At 39.1% G+C, this 26,956-nt stretch carries 17 protein-coding genes and 2 pseudogenes; 1 reads left to right on the top strand and 18 read right to left on the bottom strand.

Annotated elements, in window-relative coordinates:
- Positions 1–9 precede the first annotated feature (9 nt).
- The 14 genes and pseudogenes from H8730_RS04140 to H8730_RS04075 all read right to left on the bottom strand — a co-directional run bounded on the left by H8730_RS04140 (position 10) and on the right by H8730_RS04075 (position 20,098).
- Entirely contained in the window at positions 10–1,575 is a 1,566-nt protein-coding gene (locus tag H8730_RS04140) for a beta-ketoacyl synthase N-terminal-like domain-containing protein (RefSeq protein ID WP_177719298.1), read from the bottom strand.
- Positions 1,556–1,810 carry an acyl carrier protein gene (locus H8730_RS04135; RefSeq protein WP_177719299.1) on the bottom strand — a complete coding sequence of 85 codons (255 nt, stop codon included), beginning with the start codon at positions 1,808–1,810 and terminating at the stop codon, positions 1,556–1,558. Before H8730_RS04135 ends, H8730_RS04140 begins: the two co-directional genes overlap by 20 nt.
- Positions 1,811–1,866: 56 nt before the next feature.
- The gene (locus tag H8730_RS04130; protein WP_177719300.1) at positions 1,867–2,571 is read right to left on the bottom strand and encodes a beta-ketoacyl synthase N-terminal-like domain-containing protein; all 705 of its coding nucleotides are present in this window, start codon (positions 2,569–2,571) and stop codon (positions 1,867–1,869) included.
- Positions 2,568–3,806, bottom strand: a complete 1,239-nt coding sequence (locus tag H8730_RS04125) for a beta-ketoacyl-[acyl-carrier-protein] synthase family protein (RefSeq protein WP_177719301.1) — start codon at positions 3,804–3,806, stop codon at positions 2,568–2,570. Before H8730_RS04125 ends, H8730_RS04130 begins: the two co-directional genes overlap by 4 nt.
- Positions 3,775–4,959, bottom strand: a complete 1,185-nt coding sequence (metK, locus tag H8730_RS04120; RefSeq protein ID WP_177719338.1) for a methionine adenosyltransferase — start codon at positions 4,957–4,959, stop codon at positions 3,775–3,777. The genes H8730_RS04125 and metK overlap by 32 nt, the downstream gene beginning before the upstream one ends.
- Before the next feature lie 753 nt (positions 4,960–5,712).
- Positions 5,713–6,714: a glycosyltransferase family 2 protein gene (locus tag H8730_RS04115; protein ID WP_177719302.1), complete on the bottom strand. Its 1,002-nt coding sequence runs from the start codon at positions 6,712–6,714 to the stop codon at positions 5,713–5,715.
- A 19-nt stretch (positions 6,715–6,733) separates the two neighbouring features.
- Positions 6,734–8,269: a carbamoyltransferase C-terminal domain-containing protein gene (locus tag H8730_RS04110; RefSeq protein WP_249289423.1), complete on the bottom strand. Its 1,536-nt coding sequence runs from the start codon at positions 8,267–8,269 to the stop codon at positions 6,734–6,736.
- Between the two features lie 227 nt (positions 8,270–8,496).
- The gene (locus H8730_RS04105; protein WP_177719303.1) at positions 8,497–9,051 is read right to left on the bottom strand and encodes a GyrI-like domain-containing protein; all 555 of its coding nucleotides are present in this window, start codon (positions 9,049–9,051) and stop codon (positions 8,497–8,499) included.
- Between the two features lie 492 nt (positions 9,052–9,543).
- Positions 9,544–9,974: pseudogene (locus H8730_RS04100) on the bottom strand (DDE-type integrase/transposase/recombinase); the annotation flags it as partial.
- Between the two features lie 200 nt (positions 9,975–10,174).
- A complete protein-coding gene (locus H8730_RS04095) occupies positions 10,175–11,668 on the bottom strand; it encodes a hypothetical protein (RefSeq protein ID WP_177719305.1) in 1,494 nt (497 codons plus the stop codon).
- Between the two features lie 72 nt (positions 11,669–11,740).
- Positions 11,741–13,342, bottom strand: a complete 1,602-nt coding sequence (locus tag H8730_RS04090) for a B12-binding domain-containing radical SAM protein (protein ID WP_177719306.1) — start codon at positions 13,340–13,342, stop codon at positions 11,741–11,743.
- Between the two features lie 309 nt (positions 13,343–13,651).
- Positions 13,652–18,016 carry an amino acid adenylation domain-containing protein gene (locus H8730_RS04085; protein WP_249289422.1) on the bottom strand — a complete coding sequence of 1,455 codons (4,365 nt, stop codon included), beginning with the start codon at positions 18,014–18,016 and terminating at the stop codon, positions 13,652–13,654.
- 40 nt (positions 18,017–18,056) lie between these two features.
- On the bottom strand, positions 18,057–18,902 hold the full coding sequence (locus H8730_RS04080) for a zinc finger domain-containing protein (protein ID WP_249289420.1): 846 nt from the start codon (positions 18,900–18,902) through the stop codon (positions 18,057–18,059).
- A 119-nt stretch (positions 18,903–19,021) separates the two neighbouring features.
- A complete protein-coding gene (locus H8730_RS04075; protein ID WP_249289418.1) occupies positions 19,022–20,098 on the bottom strand; it encodes a radical SAM/SPASM domain-containing protein in 1,077 nt (358 codons plus the stop codon).
- 114 nt (positions 20,099–20,212) lie between these two features.
- Here H8730_RS04075 and H8730_RS04070 point away from each other — a divergent pair.
- Positions 20,213–20,350: pseudogene (locus tag H8730_RS04070) on the top strand (IS110 family RNA-guided transposase); the annotation flags it as partial.
- Between the two features lie 73 nt (positions 20,351–20,423).
- Here H8730_RS04070 and H8730_RS04065 read toward each other — a convergent pair.
- From H8730_RS04065 to H8730_RS04050, 4 genes are read right to left on the bottom strand one after another with little or no spacing between them, the layout of a single operon-like run.
- On the bottom strand, positions 20,424–21,527 hold the full coding sequence (locus H8730_RS04065; RefSeq protein WP_249289417.1) for a radical SAM/SPASM domain-containing protein: 1,104 nt from the start codon (positions 21,525–21,527) through the stop codon (positions 20,424–20,426).
- Position 21,528: 1 nt separating this feature from the next.
- The gene (locus H8730_RS04060) at positions 21,529–24,129 is read right to left on the bottom strand and encodes a hypothetical protein (protein ID WP_249289416.1); all 2,601 of its coding nucleotides are present in this window, start codon (positions 24,127–24,129) and stop codon (positions 21,529–21,531) included.
- Positions 24,116–25,630, bottom strand: a complete 1,515-nt coding sequence (locus H8730_RS04055) for a glycosyltransferase family 9 protein (protein ID WP_249289415.1) — start codon at positions 25,628–25,630, stop codon at positions 24,116–24,118. The genes H8730_RS04060 and H8730_RS04055 overlap by 14 nt, the downstream gene beginning before the upstream one ends.
- Positions 25,627–26,955 carry an aspartate aminotransferase family protein gene (locus H8730_RS04050; RefSeq protein ID WP_177719313.1) on the bottom strand — a complete coding sequence of 443 codons (1,329 nt, stop codon included), beginning with the start codon at positions 26,953–26,955 and terminating at the stop codon, positions 25,627–25,629. Before H8730_RS04050 ends, H8730_RS04055 begins: the two co-directional genes overlap by 4 nt.
- Position 26,956: the final 1 nt, after the last annotated feature.

The raw sequence follows: 26,956 nt of genomic DNA, 5'->3' as shown, positions 1-26,956 counted from the left end.
GAGCCCCCTCTAGATTGTAATATAGGAGCCTTCCGTCCAGCCGTCCGCGTCCACGTACACTTCGATCATGGCGTCACAGTGTCCGCTCTCAATCTGTACAAAGGAATACTCGATCGCATGATAACCCCGGTGACTGGAATCGAGGAAGCAACAGGCAGGACCATGGATATTCACATGCATGGCTGCCTGGGCCAGCGCCGTGCTGAACATCGTATAGGGAAATGCGCTGGGATTGATCCTTTTATATCCCCACCGGCGCACGATGTCGGCTGTCTGGCAGATAGCGGTGTAAGGTCCCTTATTGCTCGATAATACAAGCCCCGTGCGGTCTCCATTAATACATCCATAGTCAGAGCCGAAAAGATCGTCCATCGTCAGTAGGACTTTTTTTGTAAGATCATCCATCAACCGTCCACCAAAACGAGTAAAAAACTCTCCCTGGAACCGATCGCTCGACACGCTGGTATGCCTTCGAATATAGGGCTTCCCGCGTCCTTCTCTACTCGGCCGCTTTTCACAGATCATGGCAATATTCGTCCCTCCAAAGGCAAAGCAGTTGACCAATACTCTTTCCATCGCCTGATCTTTGGCTCGCTTTGTTACAAGCTGCACATGGATTTGTGGATCGGCCACTTTGTGATGATGAATCGGCGGTAAACATTGGTGCTGTAATGCCAGAATTGCCGTCAACAAGGAGAAGGCTCCAGACGCGCCCCCCGTATGGCCAAACACGCATTTGGGCGCGGTGACGCCCGGCTGATCCTTAAAAATTTCATATAAGACCTTGGCCTCCACCTGGTCGTTGGATTTAGTTCCTGTTCCGTGGGCGATGATCCCCTGAATATCTCGGGGCTGAAGCCGCAAGCGGGACAGCAGCTTCTCAATGGCCGTTCGCGCATACTGACCGGTTGGATCGGGCGCTGTCACGTGGTAGGCATCGTGAGTCGCTGCGTATCCAAGTATGCTTCCATAATCTTTCTGTGTAGCTCCCTTTTCCAGTGCAAAAAAAGCAGCCCCTTCCCCAACCGATATCCCTTTTCGATTCCTATCGAAAGGCCTACAGCCCTCTTTATCCAGAGCAAACAATCTGGCGAAACCGCAATAGATTAAATACGAAAAGATCTCGATGCCACCCGCAATCACATAGTCATATTGATTCATCCGGAGCAGATCCGTGGCGTATGCGATGGCCTGGGCTCCTGCGCAACATGCGTTGGCGATAACTCGGACCTCGACTTCATACGGCGCCGCCTGCTTTACTACTTCCTCTATACTGGATAAAAAAGTTGCCGGCGGATTCTCGTCCAGCATTGCTGTATCTGCGATTCCCATCCCCGTCCCCACCAAGATGCATCCTTTTTTGCTGCAGTCCAGCCCTGCGTCTTGAATACAAGCTCGGATAGCTCTCTCACAGTATGTGCGAAAGGTTTCCGCAGACAGCGCTGGTCTCGCTGTAGTACCCGATAAGTGGACTCTTTCCGCTCCCTCTACCAGCTTCCTCCAGAATTCATCCGGCGTCTGGGCTATGGGGGTCATGACACCGATTCCGGTAATCTTAATCCGGTGTTCCAGCATTTTGATTTAACAGTTCCTGTGTGATCTTGATAACTTCCTCAAGGGATGTCATGGCTAGCAGCTTTTCCGGATCGATGGTAATGGAATATGTATTTTCAATCTCTGCTAGTATTTCCAGCGCTCTCAAGGAATCCATCCCATATTCGTCAAAAAAAGACGCTTTGGGATCAATCTCCTCCGGAGGTATCTGGATAATGTTTGATACGATCTCTCGGATCTCGGATTCAAGTTTCATAATGACCTCCTTGCTTGTACACCAGCATTGCTGCCGTTTTCGCGGCACTTAATGAATCATACTCTTTCTAAGGCAATTCTTTTTCTTTCTAAGCACAGACAGCGGCTACTCCCATCTTTGGGCTCCCAATCCGATACAAATTCATGAACCAAAGTACAGAAGGCCATTGTATCCGCTGCCTGTTGATCGCTATCCCTTTGTATCTCTTGCAATTCAAATACATAACTGGTTTCTTTGATTTCTACTTTTCCCTTTTCTGTCTGGAGGTGAAATGCGAAGCACCCTTCTGATACGGAATGACCTGCAATCTTTCTGGCAATCTGGGAATCCTCCTCGACCAAACAGACCATCGCTTCTCGAATTTCATTGTGAGCGATATACAGATATGCGAGCTCCAATGTATCAATGCCAGAACTCCGTCCATTGGAGATCGTATACATCGGTTCCTGTATCTGAAAGGAAATTCCGGTTCTGCACGCCGGCGCGTTTAAGACCGCGTTGGGAAACAAACTGGGGTTGACACGCAGCGCTCCCTCCGATTCATAGACATGGTTAAATTCATATAAGCTTGCTAAACATCCGTAGGCTGTCCCCACAAATAGCGGTACATTCCGATCCTGAATCTGGGCGGCCGCGGATACTCTTTCCACTGTCTGAATACACATCTGGCTGATTCGGTCGAGATCACGGTTTGAAAAGGGCCGTTTTTCTTGGATCTCGCTATAGGAAGCGGATGCTTGGATATAGACTCTCTGTTTCATGGCTTTACTCCGATTATGACGCTGCTCGTCTGGCCGCCGAAGGCAAAAGAATTACATTGAATATACGATAGATTTTTGTGCACCGGGTTACCTTTCAGGATCTTGAGATCACAGTCCGGATCTCTCGTCTCATAGTTGGCTGTCGGCAACAGATACCCTTTCTGCATCATGAGCATACCGGCGATCACTTCTAGCGTACTTGCCGCCCCCATGGAATGCCCCAGCATGGACTTTACAGAACAGACATAGGGTGACTGTTGGCCGAATACCTGTTGAATGGCAATGGACTCGATTCGATCATTGGCTTTTGTCCCGGTCCCATGGGCAATGACACAGTCGATTTTTTCCTTTGGCAGCGCGGCATTCTGTAGTGCTTTTTCCATAGCGGCCTTTTCCCCTCTGCCTTCCGGGTGAGGCGAGGTCATATGATATGCGTTGGATGCCAGCCCAATTCCCTTTATGTAGCCATGGATTTTTTGACTGTTTCGCTCCCGTTCCCGTTCTAACAGCAACATCCCGCAGCCCTCTCCCAAAACCAAACCTCGCCGGTTCCGGTCAAAGGGACGGCAGGAATCGGGCGCGAGGGATAGCAAGCGCTGGAATCCCGCAAAAGCCACCATGGAAAAGGCGTCCACGCCCCCTGTGATAACTAGATCGGCCTCATTCCAGTGTAAAAGGCGCTGTGCCAAAGCCAGAGCGTAATTCCCTGCCGCGCAGGCAGCCGGAACTACATATCCCCTTCCTTGGGCACCTGTCACATCGCGAACCGCCTGTAGAATGTTGTCAGATCGGTATTGGCGGAACAACTGTGGATTGTCGTACTGAGGATCTTTTTTCAGTGCCTTTGCAATTTGTTCTTCGGTCTGTATCTCCCCCATAGTCGTTCCAATGACGATGGCAATTCGTCTTGTATCCATTGTCTGAATATCGAATTCGGCATCCTCAATGGCCCGCAAGGCGGCGCTGGCACTGTAGCATGCCGCCTTTCCATACCGGCTTAGTATGGATACTGGAAGATTCTCGTTCCATTTTGATGATGTAATATAGGCGCCGATTTTAACGCGGAATTGTGGGTCGTTTTCTAGCCATGGAAGTGGTCCATAGATCAGTTGCCCGGTAAACAGAGATCGCCAATACGCGTCCAGAGTCAATCCGGCGTTGGATATGACGCCCATTCCCGTTATAACCGTTTTCGCCATCTCTTTATTGGCAGTACAGCATTTCCCGGATTTCATCAACTTTATCCGTCTTCTCCCAGGGAAGCTCCAGATCCTCGCGTCCAAAATGGCCGTAGGCGGAGAGCTGCTCATAGATGGGCCGTCTCATCTGGAATTGGTCGATAATCGCCGCCGGGCGCAGATCAAAAATCGCTTGTACCGCTCTGCTGATCTTCTCCTCCTCATACTGGCTCGTCCCAAAGGTATCGATATAGACGGACACTGGTTTCGCCATTCCGATGACATAAGCGATCTGAACCTCACACCGCTTCGCGATGTTCGCTGCCACAATATTTTTTGCCACGTATCGCGCAGCATATGCCCCTGTGCGATCAACTTTCGTTGGATCCTTGCCGGAAAAGGCGCCTCCCCCATGCCGTCCGATTCCACCGTATGTATCCACGATAATCTTGCGGCCTGTTAAGCCCGCGTCGGCCGCAGGTCCTCCCTTTGCGAAACGCCCTGTTGGATTGACATAAATTTTTGTATCGTCGCTCAGCAACTGTTGTGGGATGATGGGGTGAATGACATGCTGAACGAGATCGTCGAAAATCTTTTTTTGTTCCACATCGGCCCGGTGCTGGGTTGAAATGACGATGGTTTCGATATTAACGGGTTTATTTTCCTCATACCGTACGGTGACCATGGATTTCCCATCTGGTCCTAGATAGGGAAGGATACCTTGTTTTCGTACGGCGCTCAGTTGCCGGCAAAGCTTGTGGGCATAGTAGATGGGCGCGGGCATCAACTCATCTGTATCCGTACAAGCGTAGCCGAACATCATGCCTTGGTCGCCGGCACCCGTTTTGGAATAGAACGCGGACTCTTCTGCATCTCTTGCTTTCGACACGCCTCTGGATATATCGTCTGATTGACTGTGTATGCATGTATGAAAGCTACAGGTGTTGCCATCGAATCCTAGTTCATCGCTGATATATCCTACTTCTAAAGCCACTCGCTTCGCTGTTTTCACAATGTCGACGGAATGATGGGACGTTATTTCTCCTATGATCGTTAGAGAGTCCTTGGCAGCTGCGGTTTCGCAGGCTACTCGCGCTTGTGGGTCACCTGCGAGATATGCGTCTAAAATGGCATCGGAGATTTTGTCGCAGAGTTTGTCTGGGTGACCTTCTGTCACAGATTCGGATGTGTAGAGTTTATGTTGGTTTATGGGAATCTCCTCCTGTTATGTTATACTTGTTTACTGAATAATTTTAAGGCAAACTAACATGATATAAAACTAGCATTACGTTATGTTTAGTAAACCTGATGGGATAACTGGACTCTACAGTTCTATTCCCCTTTACTCTGTAACACAATTTTAATCATTGCCTGTTTATAACATTGAGATCAGAAGAGCAATAACAGCTAACACAGACACCCGTGGAAGGGCTTCTAACTTTGTTAAAAGCAGTCTGTTGGGGCTGTTAAAAAAGCCTCTCAGCAATGCAGCCAGTGCCTCCGGGCGCTGGCTGCAAAAAACATAAAAGGAAACGGCTGCACCCGGTTGAGGGAGCAGCCGTTTTGTGGTAAAATTTTCTTGGACAAAAATGAATACCACAAAAATGAATTATACACCAATCCAGCTGAAATTACCAGTGGATATGGAAAGAATGATTGAAATAAATGATCCGGTATATACTTTCAATGAAGTGGTGGCCCATATCGACCTAAACAAATAAAAATTTTTTAAGGGCTACACCAACACTTTTCTCTTAACCGAGTTCCGGGTAATGGCGTATCATTGGGCTGGCAAAATCCATCCCTTGACAAAATGACACCTAAAAACTTTATATCTCCATTATTAGGTCTTCCATTCTTTTAATGTATTTCATTAATTTATATCATCTCACTACAAGAATGTATAGTCACATTCTCTTTTCATACTTTTTCATAACAACCTTAGGAACAGAGACATGAAATATTAACTTTGCGAGTTGTTTTCAATTATCTTTAAGGCGATAATATATTGGCGCAAGTCTGTGAAAATCATTTTTAATAATTGTTCATCTTCATGCAAAAGGCCACAATCAGATAAAGAATATTTCCTAATTCTATTTAGTATATTACTTAACTCATTTTGAAATGTAAAAATATGATTGCTTTCATATAGAATTTTAGAAAATACCAGCAACATCAAAAACATATTTTTACGGGTTTCTTTCTCTAATTCAGGATATTTTTTTGATAGATACTCATGTTGCTCTATAAATGCCTCTAACATGGCAAAATTTTTCACTGAAATTTTTGCATGCGAAATGCTATTTTTGCGAAAAACATGATGATACTTTATTTCAGGGGAAACTACTACTTTTTTCGCTTTTTCCATAACACGATAAGTAGTAAAACAATCTTCATAAATTTTATTGGTGGGATATCTTACCCCGTCAAATAAATGTCGTTTATACAACTTATTCCAAGCCGGTACATTTTTAGATAATATACAAAATCTAACAATTTCCAGTGTATCGTCTAATATCGCCGGCTGATTCACAAACACCGCGCTTTCTTTTAAGCTTTTTTCGTGATGATTTGGATCATCTTCATTTACACCTGCAATACTGCAAATGGATATATCAGCATCATTTGTTACCAAATCCTTATACAACTTTTCGTACATATCAATTTCAATCCAATCATCGCCATCTACAAATCCTAATAGTTGCCCATTCGCAAGGTCTAACCCTTTATTTCGTGCGGCAGACAATCCCATGTTTTCCTGATGAACACACCGTATTCTATGATCTTTTTTCGCTAACGAATCAATCACAAAACCGCTATTATCAGTTGAACCATCGTCGATTAATATAATTTCCAAATTGAAATACTTTTGCGTCAAGATACTTTCCACACATTTTGTAACATACTCTTGGACGTTATAGACAGGGACAATAATACTTATCTGCATTTGATTATTTTCCATCATAAAAATGTCGGCCTTAATTCTACTTGATTAAAAGTTCATTTCCCATACACATTGCATCCATTGGTATTGACTTAAAAAAATCAATACATTGGTCACGTGTGCCGAAAATCGGACCTCCTCCGGCATTAAGCGAAGTATTCAAGAGCATCGGCACACCAGTTAAAGAATAATATTCTTTTAACAGCATGAAAAACGGATCCATAATGTTATCACATTCAGCGACCGTTTGAATTCTGCTAGAACCATCTCTATGTACAACTGACGGAATAATATCCTGAACATTTTCTCTCGATTTTACTGCTCTTAACATATAGGGGCTAGGTACATTTATATAAAACCAATTGTTTGCCTGAGACTCTATAACGCTTGGAGCGAATGGTCTCCATGGCTCACGATGCTTTACTTTTTCATTAATAATATTTTTTGCATTTTTATTCCTACAATCCATTAAAATGGAACGGTGGCCTAATGCTCTGGGACCTATTTCTCCACGCCCCTGAAACCATCCAACAATTTTCCCGCTGCATAATAACTCAGAAACCTTATGAATCGTTTTTTCGTCCGGCATCTCTTTTTCATTGTCATCCTGCCAATACGGAAAATTGTTGGTTGAAAATGGTTCTTGAGAATAATATATTCTTAAAAACTCCAGGCACCCCAAAGACTGACCTCCATCGTAACAATGTGGAGGTATGATTAAATTGGGATACATTTGAAATAATTTTTCATTGTATACAGTATTTTGAGCGCACCCCCCCGTATATACAATATACTGTTCACGATTACAATACTTCTGAAATAACTCCACCACAGCACATTCAATAACGTAATGAATTGTAGAGAGCCAATCTAAAAAGGACTGATTATGAAAATCAAAAAATTTTGGAGTAAATAGGGGAACTTCACCGCGCCAAGGAATTCTTGAAATGAAATCAAATAAATGTTCCAGAATTTCGGAACAATTAATTTTTCTAACAAAATCATAGTCAATGGTACCATAAGCTTGCGCTCCCATTATTTTACCTGCATAATCAAGTCCATTTCCCCCAAGATTTGCAAAAGAACCTATTGTAACCAATAGATTCCCAATTCCTTTCCTTTTAGTAAAATACTCGTATCGAGGATTCAAAGAACCAGGGTTGGAGATGACAGCCATTCGAATATTGTTATCCCCTGTTCCGTCAATTGCAATTCCAACACCAACATTCTCTGATGACACCAACGGCCACGCGCTTAAAATATGCGAGTAATGGTGATCAATACAAAATGTAGGTATATTCTCATAAAGAGGAGTAATTTGCTTAAAAAGCTGGTTATGTTCACAACATCCCAATCCATTTCTATTGCCATCTGTAAATGCAATGGCATCTATAGATTTTATTTTCCAGGATGCTAAAACATTTTTGAAGTAATCAAAATTGGCCTTATGATGTTTTACTCCGGTTACACGTTCAGATTTCAAGTATTTCACCTTTCCATCTATAGATATAGCTATGTTACTATCATGATTCCCTAAATAAACTCCTAATAAAACCATAAATTCACCTGCAGGCATTTCACACTATCTTTTGCCTTTGCATTATTTAATCCTTTCAGCGTTTTTAAAGTTCTGATTTTCTTCAAGATTTACTTGCTCTTTTCTATTAAAATATTAAGCAGTTCTGCAATGCTAAGCAGAACTGCTTAATATATTGTGTCATATACTTTGCAAAGGGAAGGTAAAATCTTTACATATACTATGCAGCCTAAGCTATTTAAGGATTGGCTGAATTATTTTTCGCATTAGACAATGGGGACAGCTAAAGTAATATTGGCTCCACCTTCTACTTCCTCATATCCATCATTTAGTCCATAAATTTCAAGTTCAAATGGATAATCCTGTTGTGTATATCCGTTTTCTTGTATCCATTTATGCGCCCAACCATAAACATAATTCGTTAACTGGGAGGGATCTTCACGGCACTCTTCTGGCGCTAAGCTTTTTACAAATGGATCATCATATCTGACAGGAATATACAGCCAGCGGGTTGCTGGTAATACTAGTGTTTCCATAGCAGATTCCATTCTTTCCCAATTTCCGATTTCATTATTATGCCACAAACTTTCCACCTCTTTGCATAACCAATAACTTCTGCAGCTATTTTCAGTTCCATTAGCAAAATTGACTGTTATACCATAAAATTTGTCATCTATCTGGGCATGAACCTTACAAAAAATCTCTTTCATTTGTCCGAATAATGAACCAATGCTTTCACCAATAAGATCAACATTGTCTATTTTTATGCTTTTACCTACAAATCTTATGATATCCTTCTTTACAATATATGGTTTTAACATACTTAACCTCCTTCACTAAGCTATCATAAATAAATTTTTTCACTTATGAAAATCACATGTTAGCTGCATGTTGAGGATATTGTCATAACTTTTAGCAATATTTCCCCAGTAATATGTAGATGCCAATTGAGAACAAACTCCATTGTATTGCTATTTGTAACGTATTCCAATAATGATGTAGTATACCATTGACAAAGCCGTCAGAATATCTTCTAAATAATATTCTTTTACAATTTTACAAGTTCAATAGTTCACATATTGCCACCTCACTTAAGAATTATTCGCTAAATAACAATAAAAATATTTGATCAAACATTTATTCACTCTCTTGGGATATATAAATATGTTTTATTATAACCAGAATATTAAAAAAAGTCAACAGAAAATTTATTTTTAGCATTGATTTTTTGTTCATTTGTCAATGATGAGAATCGGTTTTGCTGACTTCGGTCTATGCCTTCCTCCGTCAGCAAAACCGGGCGGCCTCCAACCCTGCCGTTTCTGGAGGGGTGTTTTCCAGCCTAGAACCGACATGGGAATTTGATTGGATCGCTTCAGGTATTGCTTGATCTGTTTCTGCAAGTCCTCATAGGAGTAGAAGCTAAGATGAGTATAGAATCTCTCCTGATCATTGCGGTGGCTACGTTCTACTTTTCCGTTGTGCCAAGGTGTTTTGGGTCTGATTCGTTTATGTCTAATGTTCCGATCGTTGCAGAGGAAATCCAGAGGATGTATGCACTGGTTTTCTGTGTATGTGTGAACTCTCCGCCGTTGTCTGTCTGTATCTCATCCGGAGCATACCCGAAGTAGATGATCGCCCGCTGCACAAAGTCCACTGTGGAATAGCTGCTGTTTTCTCTGTATACGTAGATAAACCGTTCTCTGCTGGCTTCCTCCAGCATGGTATACTGATAGAATTTTTCACCATCTGTGCCCTAAAACGGGGATTGAACGCATCGCGGCGGATGCTGTGACCCTTCAGCCATATTTACTGAAAATAGAATAAGCCAGCTCTTTCACGTTTCTCATACATCTGGAAGTTAGATTTTCAATTTACCATTGATTTTTTCTATAATCAATTTTTAAGTAAACAAAAAATTCTTTTTTGACTACGCCAATATTTCTATATATTTTTATTTTTTATGCAATATTCTTCCATATTTAGCGCATATTGATTTGCATCTACGCCTTGCATAGCGAATCGTTCCTTTTGTAAAATTATTTTGCCGTGTAAGATTTCCTTTAACCTGGTAAAAACCAATTTGGGTGGTATATCAGCCAAGTTGGTACCCGTATAAATCGTATAATTCAAACGTAAAGGTCGATAGGCATAAATTGCAGGTTGGTTATAATAAGATTGAGAGCTCCAAATGCGTAGATTATTCGTCCCTACAAGACCGGCAATATGCCCGCAAACACTGTCAATACAGACTACGAAATCCAAGGCCGCAATAATTCCAAGAAGATCCCAAATCTTTACTTTATCCGCATTTGCATCCCAAATAAGTTCTTTTCCTGTTATAGGAACAAGATTAATTACACCTATTTGCTCCTGTTTACACATACGAAGAAATTGTTTTGCATTTTTATCAGACCAGTCTTTCATCCTATTTCCTTTCATATCAACTGTATCTGACTGGTATTGCATACCTATAACAAAACGCTTTGTTTTACGCAGCCATAATACTTCGTCCAATATTGGCATATCTGCAATAGGATATTGAAATAATTTTAACGCATTATTGGGATATACGTGCATTGAACGAGCAAATGTTTCATATGCACTTTGCATATGCATTTGGCTATCGTCCAGCTTTAACAGTATTACTTCTTTGTAAATACCGGAATGCGAAATCTGTTCTACGCACTGAACTAAGAGGGATAATTGTTTATAGTGCAGCGGTACTGGCTTATTCCTATAATCTAAAAAATCCAAACTTACAGCTTCAATCGAAAGAGAAGGAAAAAAATGTTTTACCATTGTATTGACTTTTTGATCTGCCGAATAAATTGTTACGCTGTAATCTTTATGACTCAAAAAGTACTCTCTAAAGAGCGGCAGCATTATAACAAGATCTCCGTAGCCAATTACGGGTAAAAATAGAATAATATGTTTTCTAAGCTTATTCCTCCACTTGTTTCGTTCTAAGGACGCAGTATGGGAAAAAACAATCATTATTCCATTGCCGCACGTTTCAATACGATAAGCACTAAAATCAACTGGTACTGTCTTAAAAAGATATTCAAATTCAAGTGAGGGCTGATAGCTATTATCCGTTCCCAAATAAAAATCAAACACAAAACATATAGACAAGGAATACGGATCCCCATAATACAGTTTCAAGTACATTCCATCATTTTTATTAGCCTCTTTAAGAAAAGCTTCCCAAGAAAGCACTGAAATTTCTTTTAACAAGCTTGCTTTGACTGAAACTCCTTCAAGCAAAAAAATAATGCCCGAAGTAGACGCAAGCATAGTGAAAACCTGCATTGCATGAGTATAGTCTGTATAAATATGAACATATTTCGCTTTTTTTTGATTAAGTATTTTTATGTGTCTGCGATATTCGGAAACTGAAAGATGAAATATATTACTTGCTCTTTCTGCTTCTGCCATACAATCCTCCAAGAGTTTAGAGATTAAGGGGACGCGAACCAAGAATCGGAAACTCTAAAAAATAAGTGATATTTATTTCAAGTGATACATGACACGTTCTTTTGTTACCCTAATATTGATTTTGTTATACTGCGCCAAATAAAGTTGATACAACTCATTCAGATTATATTCTCGAATTAAGTTATCAATTTGTTCATCAGATGCTTTATGAAAACATAGGTCAAGGCATTGTGAAAAAAAACGGAAATTCTTTTCAGCATACTCTTGGCACAGAGAGTCAAATTTTGCATACATATCATCAAATTTTAATCTTTTCTCTTCTGTCAAACATCGTTTAATCCATACCCGGTTCATACCCAGTATCGTATCCATATAATACACCGGCTGTTCAGTATACGCTCTTTTAATTATATGATAAAACTTTTCCACTAAGGGATCAGAAAAGTGATAATCATAAAAATGTGTGCAGTATCCTGCATCACCTATCATCAACCCTTGTTCAATTAATTTTTTACGAATCGGCGCTTGCGGTAATACTTCAAGTCTTGTTTGCAAAAGATAAAAATTATGTCCTAACCCACTCTCGTGCATAAAATTGTTATTATTCCTAAGGGATTCATAGGTACTAAACGGATTAAAACAAATAAAGCCCATACCCAGGTGAATATTGGCAGCGCGAATCTTATTTATGGCTTGCATATTGATATCAGTATTGCTTTTCTTTTTGTATAAATGTAAATCTCCGCTGTCACCAGATTCTATGCCGATGTAAAAGCACTCAACACCAGCTTCATACGCTTTGTTGAAATATGCATCCGGTTCAGACACAACCAAATCTGCTCTGCTGAATAAATGAAGTCCGATATCCAGCCTTCTACTTATTATCTCATCAAAGATTTCATTTGCACGCTTAAATCCTCGCTCCCCCGGATCTTCAAATGTAGAGTCTGTCATACGAAATGATGTCATGTTATATTTTTTATATAAAAATTCAATTTCATCTACAATAGATTTTGCACTGCGGAGCCGTACATTAGGCGCGTTCTTTCGCGCCATCGTCTCTCCACAAAAAATACAGCCTCCATTACATCCTCTGCTTCCTGAAATATAGAGATACTGCTGACGATATTTTTCGTGTATCTCCCGGCTTGGAAACGGAAGTGCATCTAAGTTTTCAATTGCCTTGCGGGGCTTATTCTTCACTATTTGCCCATTCACACTACGAAAGGTCAGCCCTTCGCAATTTTCCAGTGATTTATTTTCACGCAATCGATCCGCCAACGCAAGGAAGGTGTATTCACCTTCATATGAAATAATAAAATCAACTTCTGGGTGATCGTTTAAAATCTCAACCTCATACCCGTTTACCTGAGGTCCTCCTATGATAACATATGCTTTAGGATAAACCATTTTTGCTTGTGCAGCCAGATGGAAAACTTGGTTATATGTATCTGAATACATGTTGAAACCAATTATCATCGGCATTTCGGAGATAGTTTGCCTGAAATCATAATCATTATCGTATTGGGCAATTTGTATTCGCGCATCATATCCGTTCTTACAAAGAACTTCTTTTATATACCCTATACCTAAATATTCATTCACACCAAGAAATGCGGTATTTTCGTCTTCTTTATTGATTACTGCTATGAGCCAAATCGTTTTGGAGGTCATATAGCTACTCTACCTTTCATACAATTTATCTTTGCAAAACTTGTGTTATAAACCTACCTAAGCTGGTTATTGCATAATATCACATGGTCAATGTAGGCAACAGCCTCATTATGTTCCTTAGCATCGCTTGACATTTGAACGTTCTTCTAATGTGAAAGCACGTCATAACGCCGTTATTCCATAAATACGCTTTGTAACTGACTACAATTCACCGACATAACATAATCCTGTAATGCCACGCTAATCCCGATGTAATAATCAAATTATAGTAACCATTCTCCCGATTTTTTATTTGCATCGGAATCTGAATTATATCGCATCTAATATCATATCCAGTTCTTGTTGTGTTAAATCCGCTTCAGGAAAATCAGAAGGCGTGTAGGTGTAATTGTCCTGGGATAGACAATGTTTCACAATTTCTGTCAGATGCTCCGTAAAAACATCTGCGAGCCAGGATGCTTGATGTTCTTTACAAATAATACGGCAGTGGAGTTTTCCATGAATCAAGGCTATATCTAATTCCACAGGATAAATATTCGTATCCGGCGCGGTTAAAGCGTTATCAGGAAACACACTTACCAACTTAAAGGGGGTGCCTTTTGGCAAATCGCAATTGCCTAAATAGTTAAAACGCGCCATATGAACCATCGGAATTTGATATCCTTTGATCCATTTACAAATACCATATTCATATCGTCGCTGAAAAGCCGAACGTATCTGTTCTTTATAAGATATAATAATTTCTCTGGTTGTGCCCTGTTTAGCCTCAATACTGACTGGATATGCCATACTGAACCATCCAACAGTTCTGCTTGTATCCATATTTTCAAATGCATCCCTGCCGTGTGATTCCGCTTCAAGTATTAAACATGAAAATCCTAAAAACTGCTGAAGTGTGAGTTTCCAGGCAATCAGCAATAATTCTTCGCCTTTCGTACGATATACTGTATTCGCATCACCCAATATATGCTCAGAAATCTCCTCATTTATCTGAAAATCACATGAATCTCGCTTTAGTGACAGCCAACGATTTGTGTCTCCTGATTCAATCATGTAGGTACTCCAATGTTCAACGTCGATTTTCATGGACTTTGACCTTTCCAGAAACGCTTTGGCATATTGCTGATATGATACTGTTTTTTTAGGATAATTTTGCGTGACCTCAAGATTCGATTTGGAAAAGAGATTTGATAGGTCATCCAATAAAATTCGCAAAGAAACCCCGTCTGATATTAAATGATGAAACATCAAAAATAAGTAGATGCCATCGCGTGCGTAAATTGCATAAACACGAAATAGCAAATCACTTACTAAATCAAATTTTGTATGCACAGCGCGGATCATTTCTTCCTGATATTCTATCCAGACTTTATCTGTATGAATGATTTCAATTTGAGGAACCTTAGCGAAATGATTGTCATTATAAAACAAGCATCCTGCTTTCGTATCAAAATTCATTCTGAGGGCATCATGATACTGCATGAGCACAGCGAAAGCTTGATAAATCTTTTGCATCAGTTCATCTTCGCTCAACTTAATAACGATACTTTGACGATAACATTGTGCTATTTCATCCCCTTGGGTCATAAGCCAACACACGTTTGGGAGCTTGTCCACAATCCCTCTGACAGGTTCGCTCTTACGTTCTGTTTGGGTTGTATACATATATGTTGACATATCCTCAAATATGGGATGTAGCATTATATCTTTTACTGATAAATTGTAACCTTTTTCCCCAAGGCGCGATGATAATTGAATTGCTTTAATCGAATCACCACCTATTGAGAAAAAATTCGTGGAGGAATTTACGTCTTGATGCAAAAACAGATCCTGAGCAACACGCATTAGTTGTTTAAGCTGCTCTCCATCGTTATGCCGATTAACATCTTTGATCTGAACTGGGGGATCCGGCAGTCGTGCACGATCGACCTTTCCGTTTTTGTTAAGTGGTACTTGTGGTATTTGCATTACTTGCTTCGGAACCATAAATTCCGGCAATTCACGGCGAAGTGTATCTAGTAAGGTATCGCTGCAATTTTCCTGATCAGTCACAACATACGCACAAATCCATACCCCCCCGTTACGATTTATAACTTTGACAGCAGCAGAATCAACCAGTCCGCTTGAAAGAATCTTTTGCTCAATTTCTCCCAGTCGGACGCGATGACCATTCAGCTTTACCATATCATCCATTCTTCCACAATATACTAGAAATCCCTTATCGTTTCTATAGGCAAGGTCTCCGGATTTATACATACGTTTTCCAGGATTATACGGGTCATCCAAAAAGTACCCCTGTTTCTTCTCATTATGATACCCGATTGCTACACTTTCTCCTGATATATAAACTTCACCTATCTCGTTATCCGATAGGGACATTCCGTTTTTATCAAGCAAGTAGATGACGGTATTATCAATGGGATGACCGATTGGTACAGAACCGGATTTTTCGCCATCATATAAATAGGCAGCACAACCTACAGTTGCTTCTGTTGGACCATACTCGTTATATATTTGAACTTTACCGTGAAAAAGCCGGTCAAGCCTCATACACATCTGAGCGTGCAATTCCTCTCCGCCGCTTATAATCGTATGGATAGGACCGTCCCCAGGCAATTTACGTATATCACAAATCAGCGGTATATGGGATGGGGTTATCTTTAATATCGTAGTCCTCTGATCGAAAAGAATATCTTGAAAGACATTGTGTTCCTTATGTCCCGGGAATAGTCTGATTTCTCCTAAGCACACCAGAGGCAATAATAAACTGGTAAATGTAAAATCGAAAGAAAAAGATGAATAAAGTGCGAATACTTCGCCACGACGTTTTACATATGTTTTTCTTGCCCACAAAAGATAATTCATAAGGTTTTTATGGCTTACAATCACTCCCTTAGGCTTATTTGTCGATCCGGAAGTATAAATCATGTAAGCAGGCTGACTTGCAACCGGTTTTACGGCTTGGGGCAAAACACTTATGGACTCCCCAGAAAATGAAGAAACGTTTAACAATTCCAGGGGCTCTTTATTACCTACAACAAATACCGCCCCGCTGTCAGTAATGATCTGTTGTAACCTATCTTCCGGTATATCTGGATCGAGCGGAAGATAGACAGCACCACATTTCCATATAGCAATCATCCATTTTAAGTATGAAATGTCATGTCGCATAATGCAGGCTACTATATCCCTATTTTTCAAACCCATTTGAAGTAACTGTTGTGCAAGCCGATTAGTGTCCGCGTCCAACTCTCCGTAAGTGATTTTTTCATCCTGCTTTGATACGGCAACCATATGCGGAAATGCAGACGCATTTTCCTCAAAAATATCAAGCCATATCGCATCATGATTAGGTTTGTCAAACAATGTTTTTTGGGGGAAATATGTGTGTATATCGTCTTCTTTTTCCAGTAATTCCACGATGCACGTGTTTTCATCTTCAATCAGTCGTGTTACTGTCTGCATTAAGCGTGAAAACAACGCACTTATTTCTTCGCTTGTAAACACTTCTGTTTGATAATCAAAATCCAATTGTAATTGATTATTATCCCATTGCCGAATGATCATTTGCATAGCATAATCTTGTTCACCACAATATAGTTCCTCGTTATGAACAGGCATATTTCCAATCATTTCTGGCATGGAGGTATTATAATAATTTACACAAACATTGTATAGTTTCCTTCTGCCAAACACGTTTGGGTTTTCGTAAATTGAGTTGAAACAGCGCTTCTGATGCTTAAAGTTTTCTCTAAGATTGGCAGCGACAGATCTAAAAAAATCGTTAGCAGATATCGCAGGGTCAACGGTAAAACGAACCGGAATCGTACTGACAAACATACCAAATATTTTACGTTCCATATACCCATATCTTCCTAACATTGGAATACCAATTACATATGATTTTTGCTCTTTCATTATGTATTGTGTGAGTATATATATTCCCAGAAAAAATGTATTCATTGAAAGGTTTTGTTTCTGAATATACGCTTCAATTTGTGATTTTAATGAGGGATTTATAAAATAACTGTCTCGCTTTCCTCTTAATTCTGTACTGGAAATAGTATGATCTTCAGATGTAATCAGCAAATCCTGATACGTGCAATGCCCTTTATTATGTTCGTTGCGCAATTTATTCTCTTTTACGGAATATGCCAAATAAGAAAATCGCTCTATATTTTCAATAGAGCGATTTGTAATTATAGAATCGTAATTCTTGGCAATTTGTTCAGTAAGCAATTTTATTGACCAGCCATCAGCTATGATATGATGCAGTTTAACATAATAACCGATTTCCTGATCCCCTATTGAAAAAACATAGAAACGGTAAAGATTGGAATTCGTCATTACGAACGCCAACCTGATATCAGCCTCACACCAACCCAAAAATTCTTTTTCCGTCCCAAAACTTCGTTTTTCGACAATTAGCGGCGATGGCTCTATATATTGGTACACCTCATAATTTTCATACTGAAACCGCACTTGTAACATATCGAAGCTATCCGACAGCATCTCAATCGCCTTTTGAAGTACATAAAGGTTTGCCTTTTCTTTAATGCGCGTATATCCTCCTATATTAAACAACGAAGAATTTTTATGCTGTTCCTGCGCATACCATATTTGTTTTTGCATACCAGTAAGTGAATATTTGATTACTGCAGATGATTTTTCCAAAAAGAGATTCCTCCGTTCCATCTTTACCTACTATATAATCTCACTTTTTTAATACCTGACAGCAGGGACAAAAATAATGTTTTGTTCCTGATCCCTTTACCGATTCAATAGGAGAACCACATTTTGGGCATGGCTTTTGATAATTTTTCCCAGTCATAAGAGATAACGATACATTATTACCGCATATTTTGTTTCCGTTTATATCCACATATTCGCTTATCAATGTTCCATCTTTAAAATCACGAACCATTTTTACAACATTTTCATAAAGACATTGTATATCATTTTCACTTAGTTTTTTTAATTTCGATTTTGGATGTATTCCGCACATCCATAGAATATAGTTCATAAATGATATATAGACATCAAAAGCGCCTTTATAGGTCGCGCATGCATCAATAATAGCAATATTTCCTCTGCTATCCAGCCATTCTTTAAACCGTGTAAATGTAAAATCCGTTGGATCTGTGATATCTAATGGATAACGCGGAACCAATTGGTAATCGTCGTATATTTTGAACCGACACGTCCAACTACTAAGAACAACCATTAAACAAATGTCTTCAAAAACAAAGGTTACAGTATAACCTCCCGTTTTCGGTGTCTTTTTCAAAGTCGACGGCTCTTTTTTTCTGTCATAAACCCGTATTCCGCCATTATCGTATCCAAATTCAGCAGTCAGCCCTCCCTCCACATGTATGATATTTGCATTGGCCTGTACAACCTTTTTCCCTACTAATTCTTTAATCCGATCAAATGACAAGGTCTCAAGAACATAGGCGCCCTCATTAAAGCAATGTAGCTGCATATCCTGTATAACTTGTCCAAGCACAGCATTTTGTATTTCTTTTGATAAAAGAATGCTTATCGGTATTGATGGTTGCATAGAACTCATCCCTTTCTTTGGGTTTATTTCTTGCTATTATTACAATTATATTATATAATAAAACGCAAAATTTTGCAATCTTATATATAATATATTGCTGTTTTTTTGAACGCGACCTATTATCCATTATCCGGAAAAGAGTGACATTGCTTTGCGGTTTCATTCAATTTATACGATGCACATAAGGATTCCCGCATTTCTGCACAGTGCATACAAATAAATTCTTTTGAACCGTTTTTGTTACCGAATATGATTTTTTTCCATTCTATCAATTTTGGAGAACGCAGGAGATCTCTGATTTCTCCGTTTTTAATATTGTTATATACAAATTTCTTATTATAATCATTGCAGCACAGGAACAAATCCCCTTTGCCGTCAATAAACAGATAATTTACAAGATTTCTGCATCCTGTTAATGGATAACTGTTTTTAATATTTTGCCAGTATTTATTACTTAAAATTCCCGACCTATCATTGGTTTTCCATTTATATACTTCTACATTCTCGTATGCCTGAAACATATGTAAAAACTTTATATATTTTCTTTCTACTTCATCTGGCGTTCCATTTACTATAATTTTAGTTGTTATGCCCAAATCGTTTGCCTTTTTCACATTTTTTAATACCATCATCAAATCGCCACCCGTTATTTGATGATATTCGTCCCTATCTATACTGGGTATATTAAAATTTAGATGATATATATTTTTTTTCATGCATCGCAACCGATCCAAAAAAGGTTCCAATCTAGATCCATTTGTATTAAAAACCATCTGAAGATCAGTCTGTGCAATTACATCAAGACGTTCCATTAATAACGGGTCTATACTTGGTTCACCGTAATTATTGAGAGAAATCCATTGAATGGACGGATGTCTAAGCACTTTTTCAATGATTCGTTCAAATAAAATCATATCCATCACACAATGATCCCGGGGTATTACAGGAATGGTGCAATATTCACATTTGTAGTTGCAGAATGTTGTACATTCAAGCTCTACTAACCTAATATTATTTTGTTCCCACACTTTATCCACCGGTAGCAACAATTTCTTTACACAAAGAAAGTTTATAATTTCTTCTCCATACTGCTTGCGTAATTCATTAACATACTGTGGTTCTCTGCATTGCCATAAGACAAAACAAGTATGTGTATCAAGTGTCACACGCTCGTCAACTAACCATGAATCAATCAATATGGGCATTCCTGGATGTCTGACATACTGTATGTATGGAGAAATAACAAGCATTATATTGTCCATCTTTTAACCACGCCTTGTATTATAGAGTAGTAGTTTTTAGTGTCCCTCTCCAAGGACATACGCTATGCCATTTTCAATGCGACCAGATATGTCTGCATCCATGATCCAAATTTCGCAGCTTACCTTGCCAGGAAGCGGGCCGAAGGCAAACATTACAATGTCGCCGTATCTCATGCCGCCAAGTAACACAATATAAATTTATATGCAAATTTAGAGGTCGGCGAGCAGTCCGCTCTCTCCTTTTTCAAACACCAATCATTTAAGTGAGACTTCTAAGAAGCCTTTTATATAAAGACATCCACTGCATATGTTCGCATTTTCTACACAGAAAATTGGCATCGCTTTTCAAATATCCGCAAACCTTTTTTCTGATATTGATGGCTTTTTCACTTTTCATTATTTCATTAATTTCCATATCCAATATGTTCCCAATAGGATACTTTTTGAAATAATCCATGCAACAAATATAGCATTCTCCATCAATACCGATGGTTAGAAAGGTTATAACATTTGGGCAGCCTGACAATATACCCGGGATATAAACGTTTTTTTCTTCCCACCCTTGAACAGCACCCGCTCTCCAAGTCGTTTTCCCCAGATCAATTTGACTGGGATCAATTTGAAAAAGACGTTGTATCTCCAATCCATTTCTTTTTGATTCTATTTCTTTACCGTTTACCACAAAACTGACAGGAATCCCCATATTCAATGCATTATAAATATTTTCAACAACTTTTTTATATCCATGATATCCTGTAATCTTAACAAATGTTTTCTCATCGGTCACTGGAAAATTAAATTTAATTGCTTCTAAAAGATCACTTTCTTTCAGCAGCATCAGACGATCTTTCGTCAACCCACTACCATTTGTATGAATAATCAACTTTAACCCGCTGCCTTGTAAAAAAGCGATACGCTCTTCAAAATGAATGTCTAAGGTGGGCTCGTTGTAAAAATTGAATGTTATAAATTGAATTGTTCTACAATGAATAATTTTTTTAATAATTTCCTTGTAGACATCCATTGGCATATACTCATGAACGATTTTATTTGAAGCATTCGGACAATATACACAACTCCAATTGCAATGCCTGTTAATCTCAATTTCTGCTATCTTTAGATGAAAATGTTGCCACATCTGGTTTTGCGGCAGGATATAATTATTTTGACGCGCATACAGTGCACATTCTTCCCCATATTTGTGTAATAACGCATCCCATTGTCGAGGCGCTCTGCATTCAAGAAAAAGACTTACTGTATCGGCTTTAGGTTTCATCCCATTGTCGCCTATAAGATTTACCATCGCATTTAATATAGGTTGGTTGTCCACCGAAAACACCATATATGGCGATTGAATGTACAAATTACCCCTCCTTTGCAACGAGGTCTTTCATCTCTTCGCCCCAGTTTTTGACATATTTATAGCTTCCGTTTATAAGAAAAATAGCACAGTGATTATAAAATGAAGTGGTTCCTTGTGCATATGTAGGAATCTGAATTTTTCTGGCAAAGAAAAATGAGCGTAGGTAACTAGGGTCATTCGTGCACAGGCATAGAACATATTTTCCCAAGTGGTGCATATGCGGCAATATGAACATGGCGCAATATTCCCCCCCAAATTTCTTTCCAATATAACAAAGTCCATTAGAATCAAATGTTACAAATGGATTTTCAAGGAAGATTTTGTATCTGTTGTGTTGACTGCTGTTTATTATTAAAATCAAATTCTCGTCTATGTCTGCGGGACAAATTTGATGAGTATTGTCTATAATAGGAATATTTATATAAATGTATGGCTCTGTGCCAGTCGACACGGGGTGTTGCAAAGACCTGGCAGCCATTTCAAAAATTCTTTTTTCTCTTTCTTTCTCACAACCTGTAACATCTACGAAAATACTGACTTTAGACATATAAATCTGGAGTAATCCATTACCGTATAAATGAAAATAGGGATCTGTTGCGAAAAGTTCTTTCACACCTTCTCCCACAGTTACTCTATAAATTCTTGATCCTGTTTGCGTCTTATAATATGGTCTCTCCATCCCGTTAATCCGTACGTATTTTATATTGTTAGGCAGTTTAATCATTAAGGCAGATATATTTTCTGTCTGTATATAAACCGTGGCGCCCTTTACAACTCCCTCCAAACGTGCATGCATAGATTTATCTATTACACTAAGAATTTTCATCCAATAACAATTATTGTGAATTCCCCGCTCCGTTCTATAACACAAGGTATCCGGAGCCACATTACGCTTATGCTGAAATAACCAATGCGGGATTATATGATTATAACTAAACAAGCGCACTGTATTGTCATCTGCTTCCGGAAGGACAATTTGCTTGTAATGGGCTTTTGTATGTTCCTGAAGATAAGTGCCTGCTCGTAGTAAACCATGTTCCAGATAATTATCTCCATCACCGCATACATTGTATATATTTAAGTTTTGTAAATTGCATATGTTATTATAATATGGGGTACCGGATAAAACAGCAATTGCAGCAAAAAGGTCCGGATGAGTCTGCGCAGTAAACCATGCTGCAAAACTGCCAATCGCATATCCGACCATATATATGCGATCTGTATCCACATCATAAATATCACAAATCAATTTAACACATTCAAGGAAAGATACTTCCCCGATATAGCTTCCCATGGTAAATCCCCTACAAGAAATATCAACTATAATAGCATCCAATGAAGCGTAAGCATCATGATAATAATTGCTATACCAAGAATAACGATCCATTCCCATAAAAACAATCATTTTTTTCTTTTCGCCATCACCGTATGTTGACGGAAGAGCTATGTTATATAGTTCAACCGAATCATCATATGCCGAACGGTAAAAGACGCCTGCATATCTTTTAGCCAACAGATAATTATGAAAATGACCATTATATGTTTCCAATAGTTCCTTCAACTCATAATATGTCTGCATAAATCCGCTGATATTGTTGTTTTCAAACGGTTTTTTTAATGTATACTTTTCTTCAAATTCTTCTAATAATTTCAATCTACTTTCGATATTAAGTCTGTCTTGCTCACATTCATAAAACATATCATCGCAGTCACGCCTGATATCCAATATGAGATCATCTAAGTTACCCACCTGAAGTGTTTGCAATTTACGCGGGCCCTCTTCTAAATTGTCTAAAGTCAATACTAAAACTGGACCAAATTTAAGAAATTTACTCAATTCAATATTATAAGTCTTCTGATTCAAAACCTCCCAAGAAAACAATACCATACCGGATATATCTCTCAGAGAAACAGTTTGCAGCTTAGAGGGATCTCGTGAAAAAAAATCTTTTGGCAAAAGCATAAAGCTGTATTTAAGCGTTTTTCGACAATCCCATCCGCTGTCAGCGACAACGGTTTTCCCAAAAGTATTGTATCGAATATAATCTTTGAACGGATGTGCTGATACATCAGGATCCGCTTCCGTCCTGATGGAAAAAGCTAAAGGCACACGATTTTTATAATAAGAATCCTTATATACCGACAATCGAATTACTACATCATTATCATTTTGTTCCAAAGGCATATATACTATATATCCATCGTTCCAATCCTGTAATCCGCTAGCAATACAGCGTCCGTTCACCCAAACAGTTGCAGAGCACAGACACCCAATATAAAGCAACGCGCGTACCGAACGGCTTGTCCTGAAATTGCACACAGCATAAATTTGTCTGCTTTCCGATATGAACTCTGTAAAATCAACAGCGTTATACCCAGACAATTTTTTATCGTGAATCACACCTTTGGCAACCGTCTTCCCGTTGCATGTCCATTCTCCACATGCATCGATATATCCATTAATTATCTTATCATCGGGTTCCAGCATAACTTCCTTTTCAAGAATTTTATCTACCGTAAACACCAAAAATGCTTTTTGTCTACGAGGTTCTTTCTCAAGTTGAAGTGTTATGCCTTCTTTCATTTTTTCATCTATTTTCATCTTTATTCACCGCCTTCGGACAAAAATACTCTATATTGTTCGTTAATTCAGCGGGTTCCACGCCTTGCATACAAAATCTTTTCTTTTGCAGCATCAAATTGCCTATTAAAATTGCTTTCAATTTTTCAAAAACAAGTTTTGGCGGAATTTCTGTTAGGTGTGCCTCAGTACAAATTGTATAATTTTTGCTAAGTGGACGATAAGCAAACATTAAAGGTTTATAAAAATAAGACTTTGCACTCCATATAGTCAAATTATTTGTGCCAGTGATTCCTGCGATGTGGCCGCTAACGCTGTCCACACTCACAACGCAATCTAAAGCCGCAATGACCGTGAAAAGGTCAAGGATGCTCACATACTCAGCATTTATATCCCATTTTATATCCTTTTCAATTGTTGGAACCAAGTTAACAACGCCTATTTGTTCATCTTTACACATAACAAGAAATTGTCTGGCATTTTCAACAGACCAGTCTTTGATTCTTTCTCCTTTAAGATTTAACGTATCAGATTGGTACTGCAAGCCTACAACATAGCGTTTTGTCTCTCTCAGCTTCTCAATTTCGTCTAAAATAGGCAATTGGGATGTATGGTACTGATAGACTTCCAATGCGTGATCGGGATCGACATCCAGCATATTTGATAGAAATTCATATGCACTTTGAGCAATGAGCTGATTTCCATCAATTGCCAACCATTTGACTTCATTATATATATTTGAAGCCTCTATTTGTTTGATATATTGAGCAAAAATGGCAACCTCTCTGTAATAAAAAGGAGCGAACATATTTGAAGGGTATAAGTTAGGAATGTGTACAACGCGGATGAAATATCCTGAAAACGTCTTATGAATTATTTCGTCTGCTGCTAAATCCATCGTATAGATAATGAATGAACAATCTGAGTGCTTTGAAAAATATTCTCCTAAAACCGGCAGCAGTATGACAAGATCTCCATAACCTGCAGGCGGCAAAAATATGAGAATATCGTCTTGATGTATTTTCTTCCAAGTATTTCGCTCTAAATTTTCATTTTTGGAAAAAACAATCCATACCGTGTCATTATCAAGAACAACAGTACGGTAAGCGTCTACCCCTGTCGGTATCGCATCTACAGCATTACTGAATTCCCAGTTTGCATTATATTCAAATGCCTTTCCAAAATCAAACGCAAATGCAAAGCAGACATTCAGCTTATATGGATCTCCGTAAAAGAAATTAATATGTGCCCTATTATTAAGGCGTGCTTGGTTTAGAAAAGTATCCCAAGACGGCGTTATTAATTTTTGCATATCGGAGATTGGAGTGTCAGCTACGATGTCCTCAAACTGAAAAATAACGCCCGATGCGGAGTTTAACATAAACTGGATGGAGTTGAAATGATCTGTATCCGTATAAATACGGACATACACTCGCTTGGTTTGGGAAAGCGTCTTCATATATTTCCGATATTCCGCCGCAGAAATACTTAAATTTTCTGCCGTCCAAAACTTTCCACTCATTCCCAACCCCTCTTTATTCGACTTAAAAGCAATGATGCATCCTCAAGGGCACCGGTTATCCGTTTGCCAAAGAATTCGACATCATCTTCTGTTAAATTAATATTCGCATATATCCTTGATGTGTATGCATTAAGAATGCCATGCCCGATAAAACATTCGCGTAAAACGCCATCCATAAATCGCACCTTACCGTCAAATTCATCAACGCTTTTTAATTCGGACTCTGTGCAATGTATCGACATACATGTTAAAGGGCCTTGTACAGATACGGGGAATCCAACCTTTTTTGCCGATTCAAAAAGTACACTGCAAATATTTTTCATTACACGTTCCATATTTTGGTAATAATTATCTGCATGTTTTTCTATTATCTGAAAAACACTACCGATAGCTGTAAGACCTAATGTATAGCCGTTAAATGTGCCCGCCTGAATAACACGGCCCGATTCATAAGCATTCATTATATCCATTTTACCGCATAGCACAGAAACAGGTATTCCTCCACCTACGGCTTTCCCAAGAACGCATAAATCAGGAACCACTTTCAGAACTGACTGCGCTCCTCCCAATCCCATTCTTATACCCGTAATGATTTCATCAAATATCAATATGGCATTATTGTTGGTACATAATTCACGTATCCGTTCCAAATACCCCTCTTTTGGATAAATGCCGCCACCGTTAACAGCAACTGGCTCCATAATCACGGCTGCTATTTGTTCGGTATAATCCTGAAAGGCTTTCTCAACAGCTTCTATGTCATTCCACGGCAACAGTAGGTTGTCATTTTCAATATGCGAGTCTATGGCTCCTTCCGTAACAAATGGACGGAGAAACGGTCTTTCTATTAACACTTTATTACTATAAATGAGCGGGTCCGCATTACCATGGTAATGTCCATAAAACCGAATTATTTTGCTGCGATGCGTATAGGCTCTGGCCAACCGAACAGCATTCAATACAATCTCCGTTCCACTCAACCCGAAACGTACCGCCTCACAACAGGGAATGTATTGCCGCAAATAACGACACGCGGCTAACTCATTGGAATAGTGATCCGCAAAGAAAGGCGCACCGATAAAATCCCCAAGTACAGAACTGAATTCATCATGCGCATGACCTAAAAACGCAGAACCGGATTTCAAATTAAAGTCTAAATATTCGTTTCCATCTACATCCCAAAGACGACTGCCTTTTCCACGGCAAAATACTATTGGGCTTGAGGAGTCTTTTATGGCATAACTGCTATACTTTCCTCCCGGTAGAAACGTTTTCAAAAGTTCGTGGTGTTTCTGTGACTGTTTTCGGGAATAAATCATTTTCATT

Origin of the sequence: Bianquea renquensis (genome assembly GCF_014384895.1) — a bacterium.
Lineage (GTDB): Bacteria > Bacillota > Clostridia > Lachnospirales > Bianqueaceae > Bianquea > Bianquea renquensis.
Note: the sequence above shows the minus strand (reverse complement) of the source record. Positions and strands in the feature narration are given on the sequence as shown.

Bases quoted from the DNA above. Each gene is read 5' to 3' on its own strand.
- H8730_RS04105 (WP_177719303.1), bottom strand. From the start codon at position 9,051: ATGTTAAAACCATATATTGTAAAGAAGGATATCATAAGATTTGTAGGT.
- H8730_RS04060 (WP_249289416.1), bottom strand. From the start codon at position 24,129: ATGAAAATAGATGAAAAAATGAAAGAAGGCATAACACTTCAACTTGAG.
- H8730_RS04125 (WP_177719301.1), bottom strand. From the start codon at position 3,806: ATGAAATCCGGGAAATGCTGTACTGCCAATAAAGAGATGGCGAAAACG.
- H8730_RS04140 (WP_177719298.1), bottom strand. From the start codon at position 1,575: ATGCTGGAACACCGGATTAAGATTACCGGAATCGGTGTCATGACCCCC.
- H8730_RS04135 (WP_177719299.1), bottom strand. From the start codon at position 1,810: ATGAAACTTGAATCCGAGATCCGAGAGATCGTATCAAACATTATCCAG.
- H8730_RS04090 (WP_177719306.1), bottom strand. From the start codon at position 13,342: ATGACCTCCAAAACGATTTGGCTCATAGCAGTAATCAATAAAGAAGAC.
- H8730_RS04130 (WP_177719300.1), bottom strand. From the start codon at position 2,571: ATGAAACAGAGAGTCTATATCCAAGCATCCGCTTCCTATAGCGAGATC.
- H8730_RS04095 (WP_177719305.1), bottom strand. From the start codon at position 11,668: ATGGCAGAAGCAGAAAGAGCAAGTAATATATTTCATCTTTCAGTTTCC.
- H8730_RS04055 (WP_249289415.1), bottom strand. From the start codon at position 25,630: ATGAGTGGAAAGTTTTGGACGGCAGAAAATTTAAGTATTTCTGCGGCG.
- H8730_RS04080 (WP_249289420.1), bottom strand. From the start codon at position 18,902: ATGCAACCATCAATACCGATAAGCATTCTTTTATCAAAAGAAATACAA.
- H8730_RS04115 (WP_177719302.1), bottom strand. From the start codon at position 6,714: ATGATGGAAAATAATCAAATGCAGATAAGTATTATTGTCCCTGTCTAT.
- H8730_RS04110 (WP_249289423.1), bottom strand. From the start codon at position 8,269: ATGCCTGCAGGTGAATTTATGGTTTTATTAGGAGTTTATTTAGGGAAT.
- H8730_RS04050 (WP_177719313.1), bottom strand. From the start codon at position 26,955: ATGAAAATGATTTATTCCCGAAAACAGTCACAGAAACACCACGAACTT.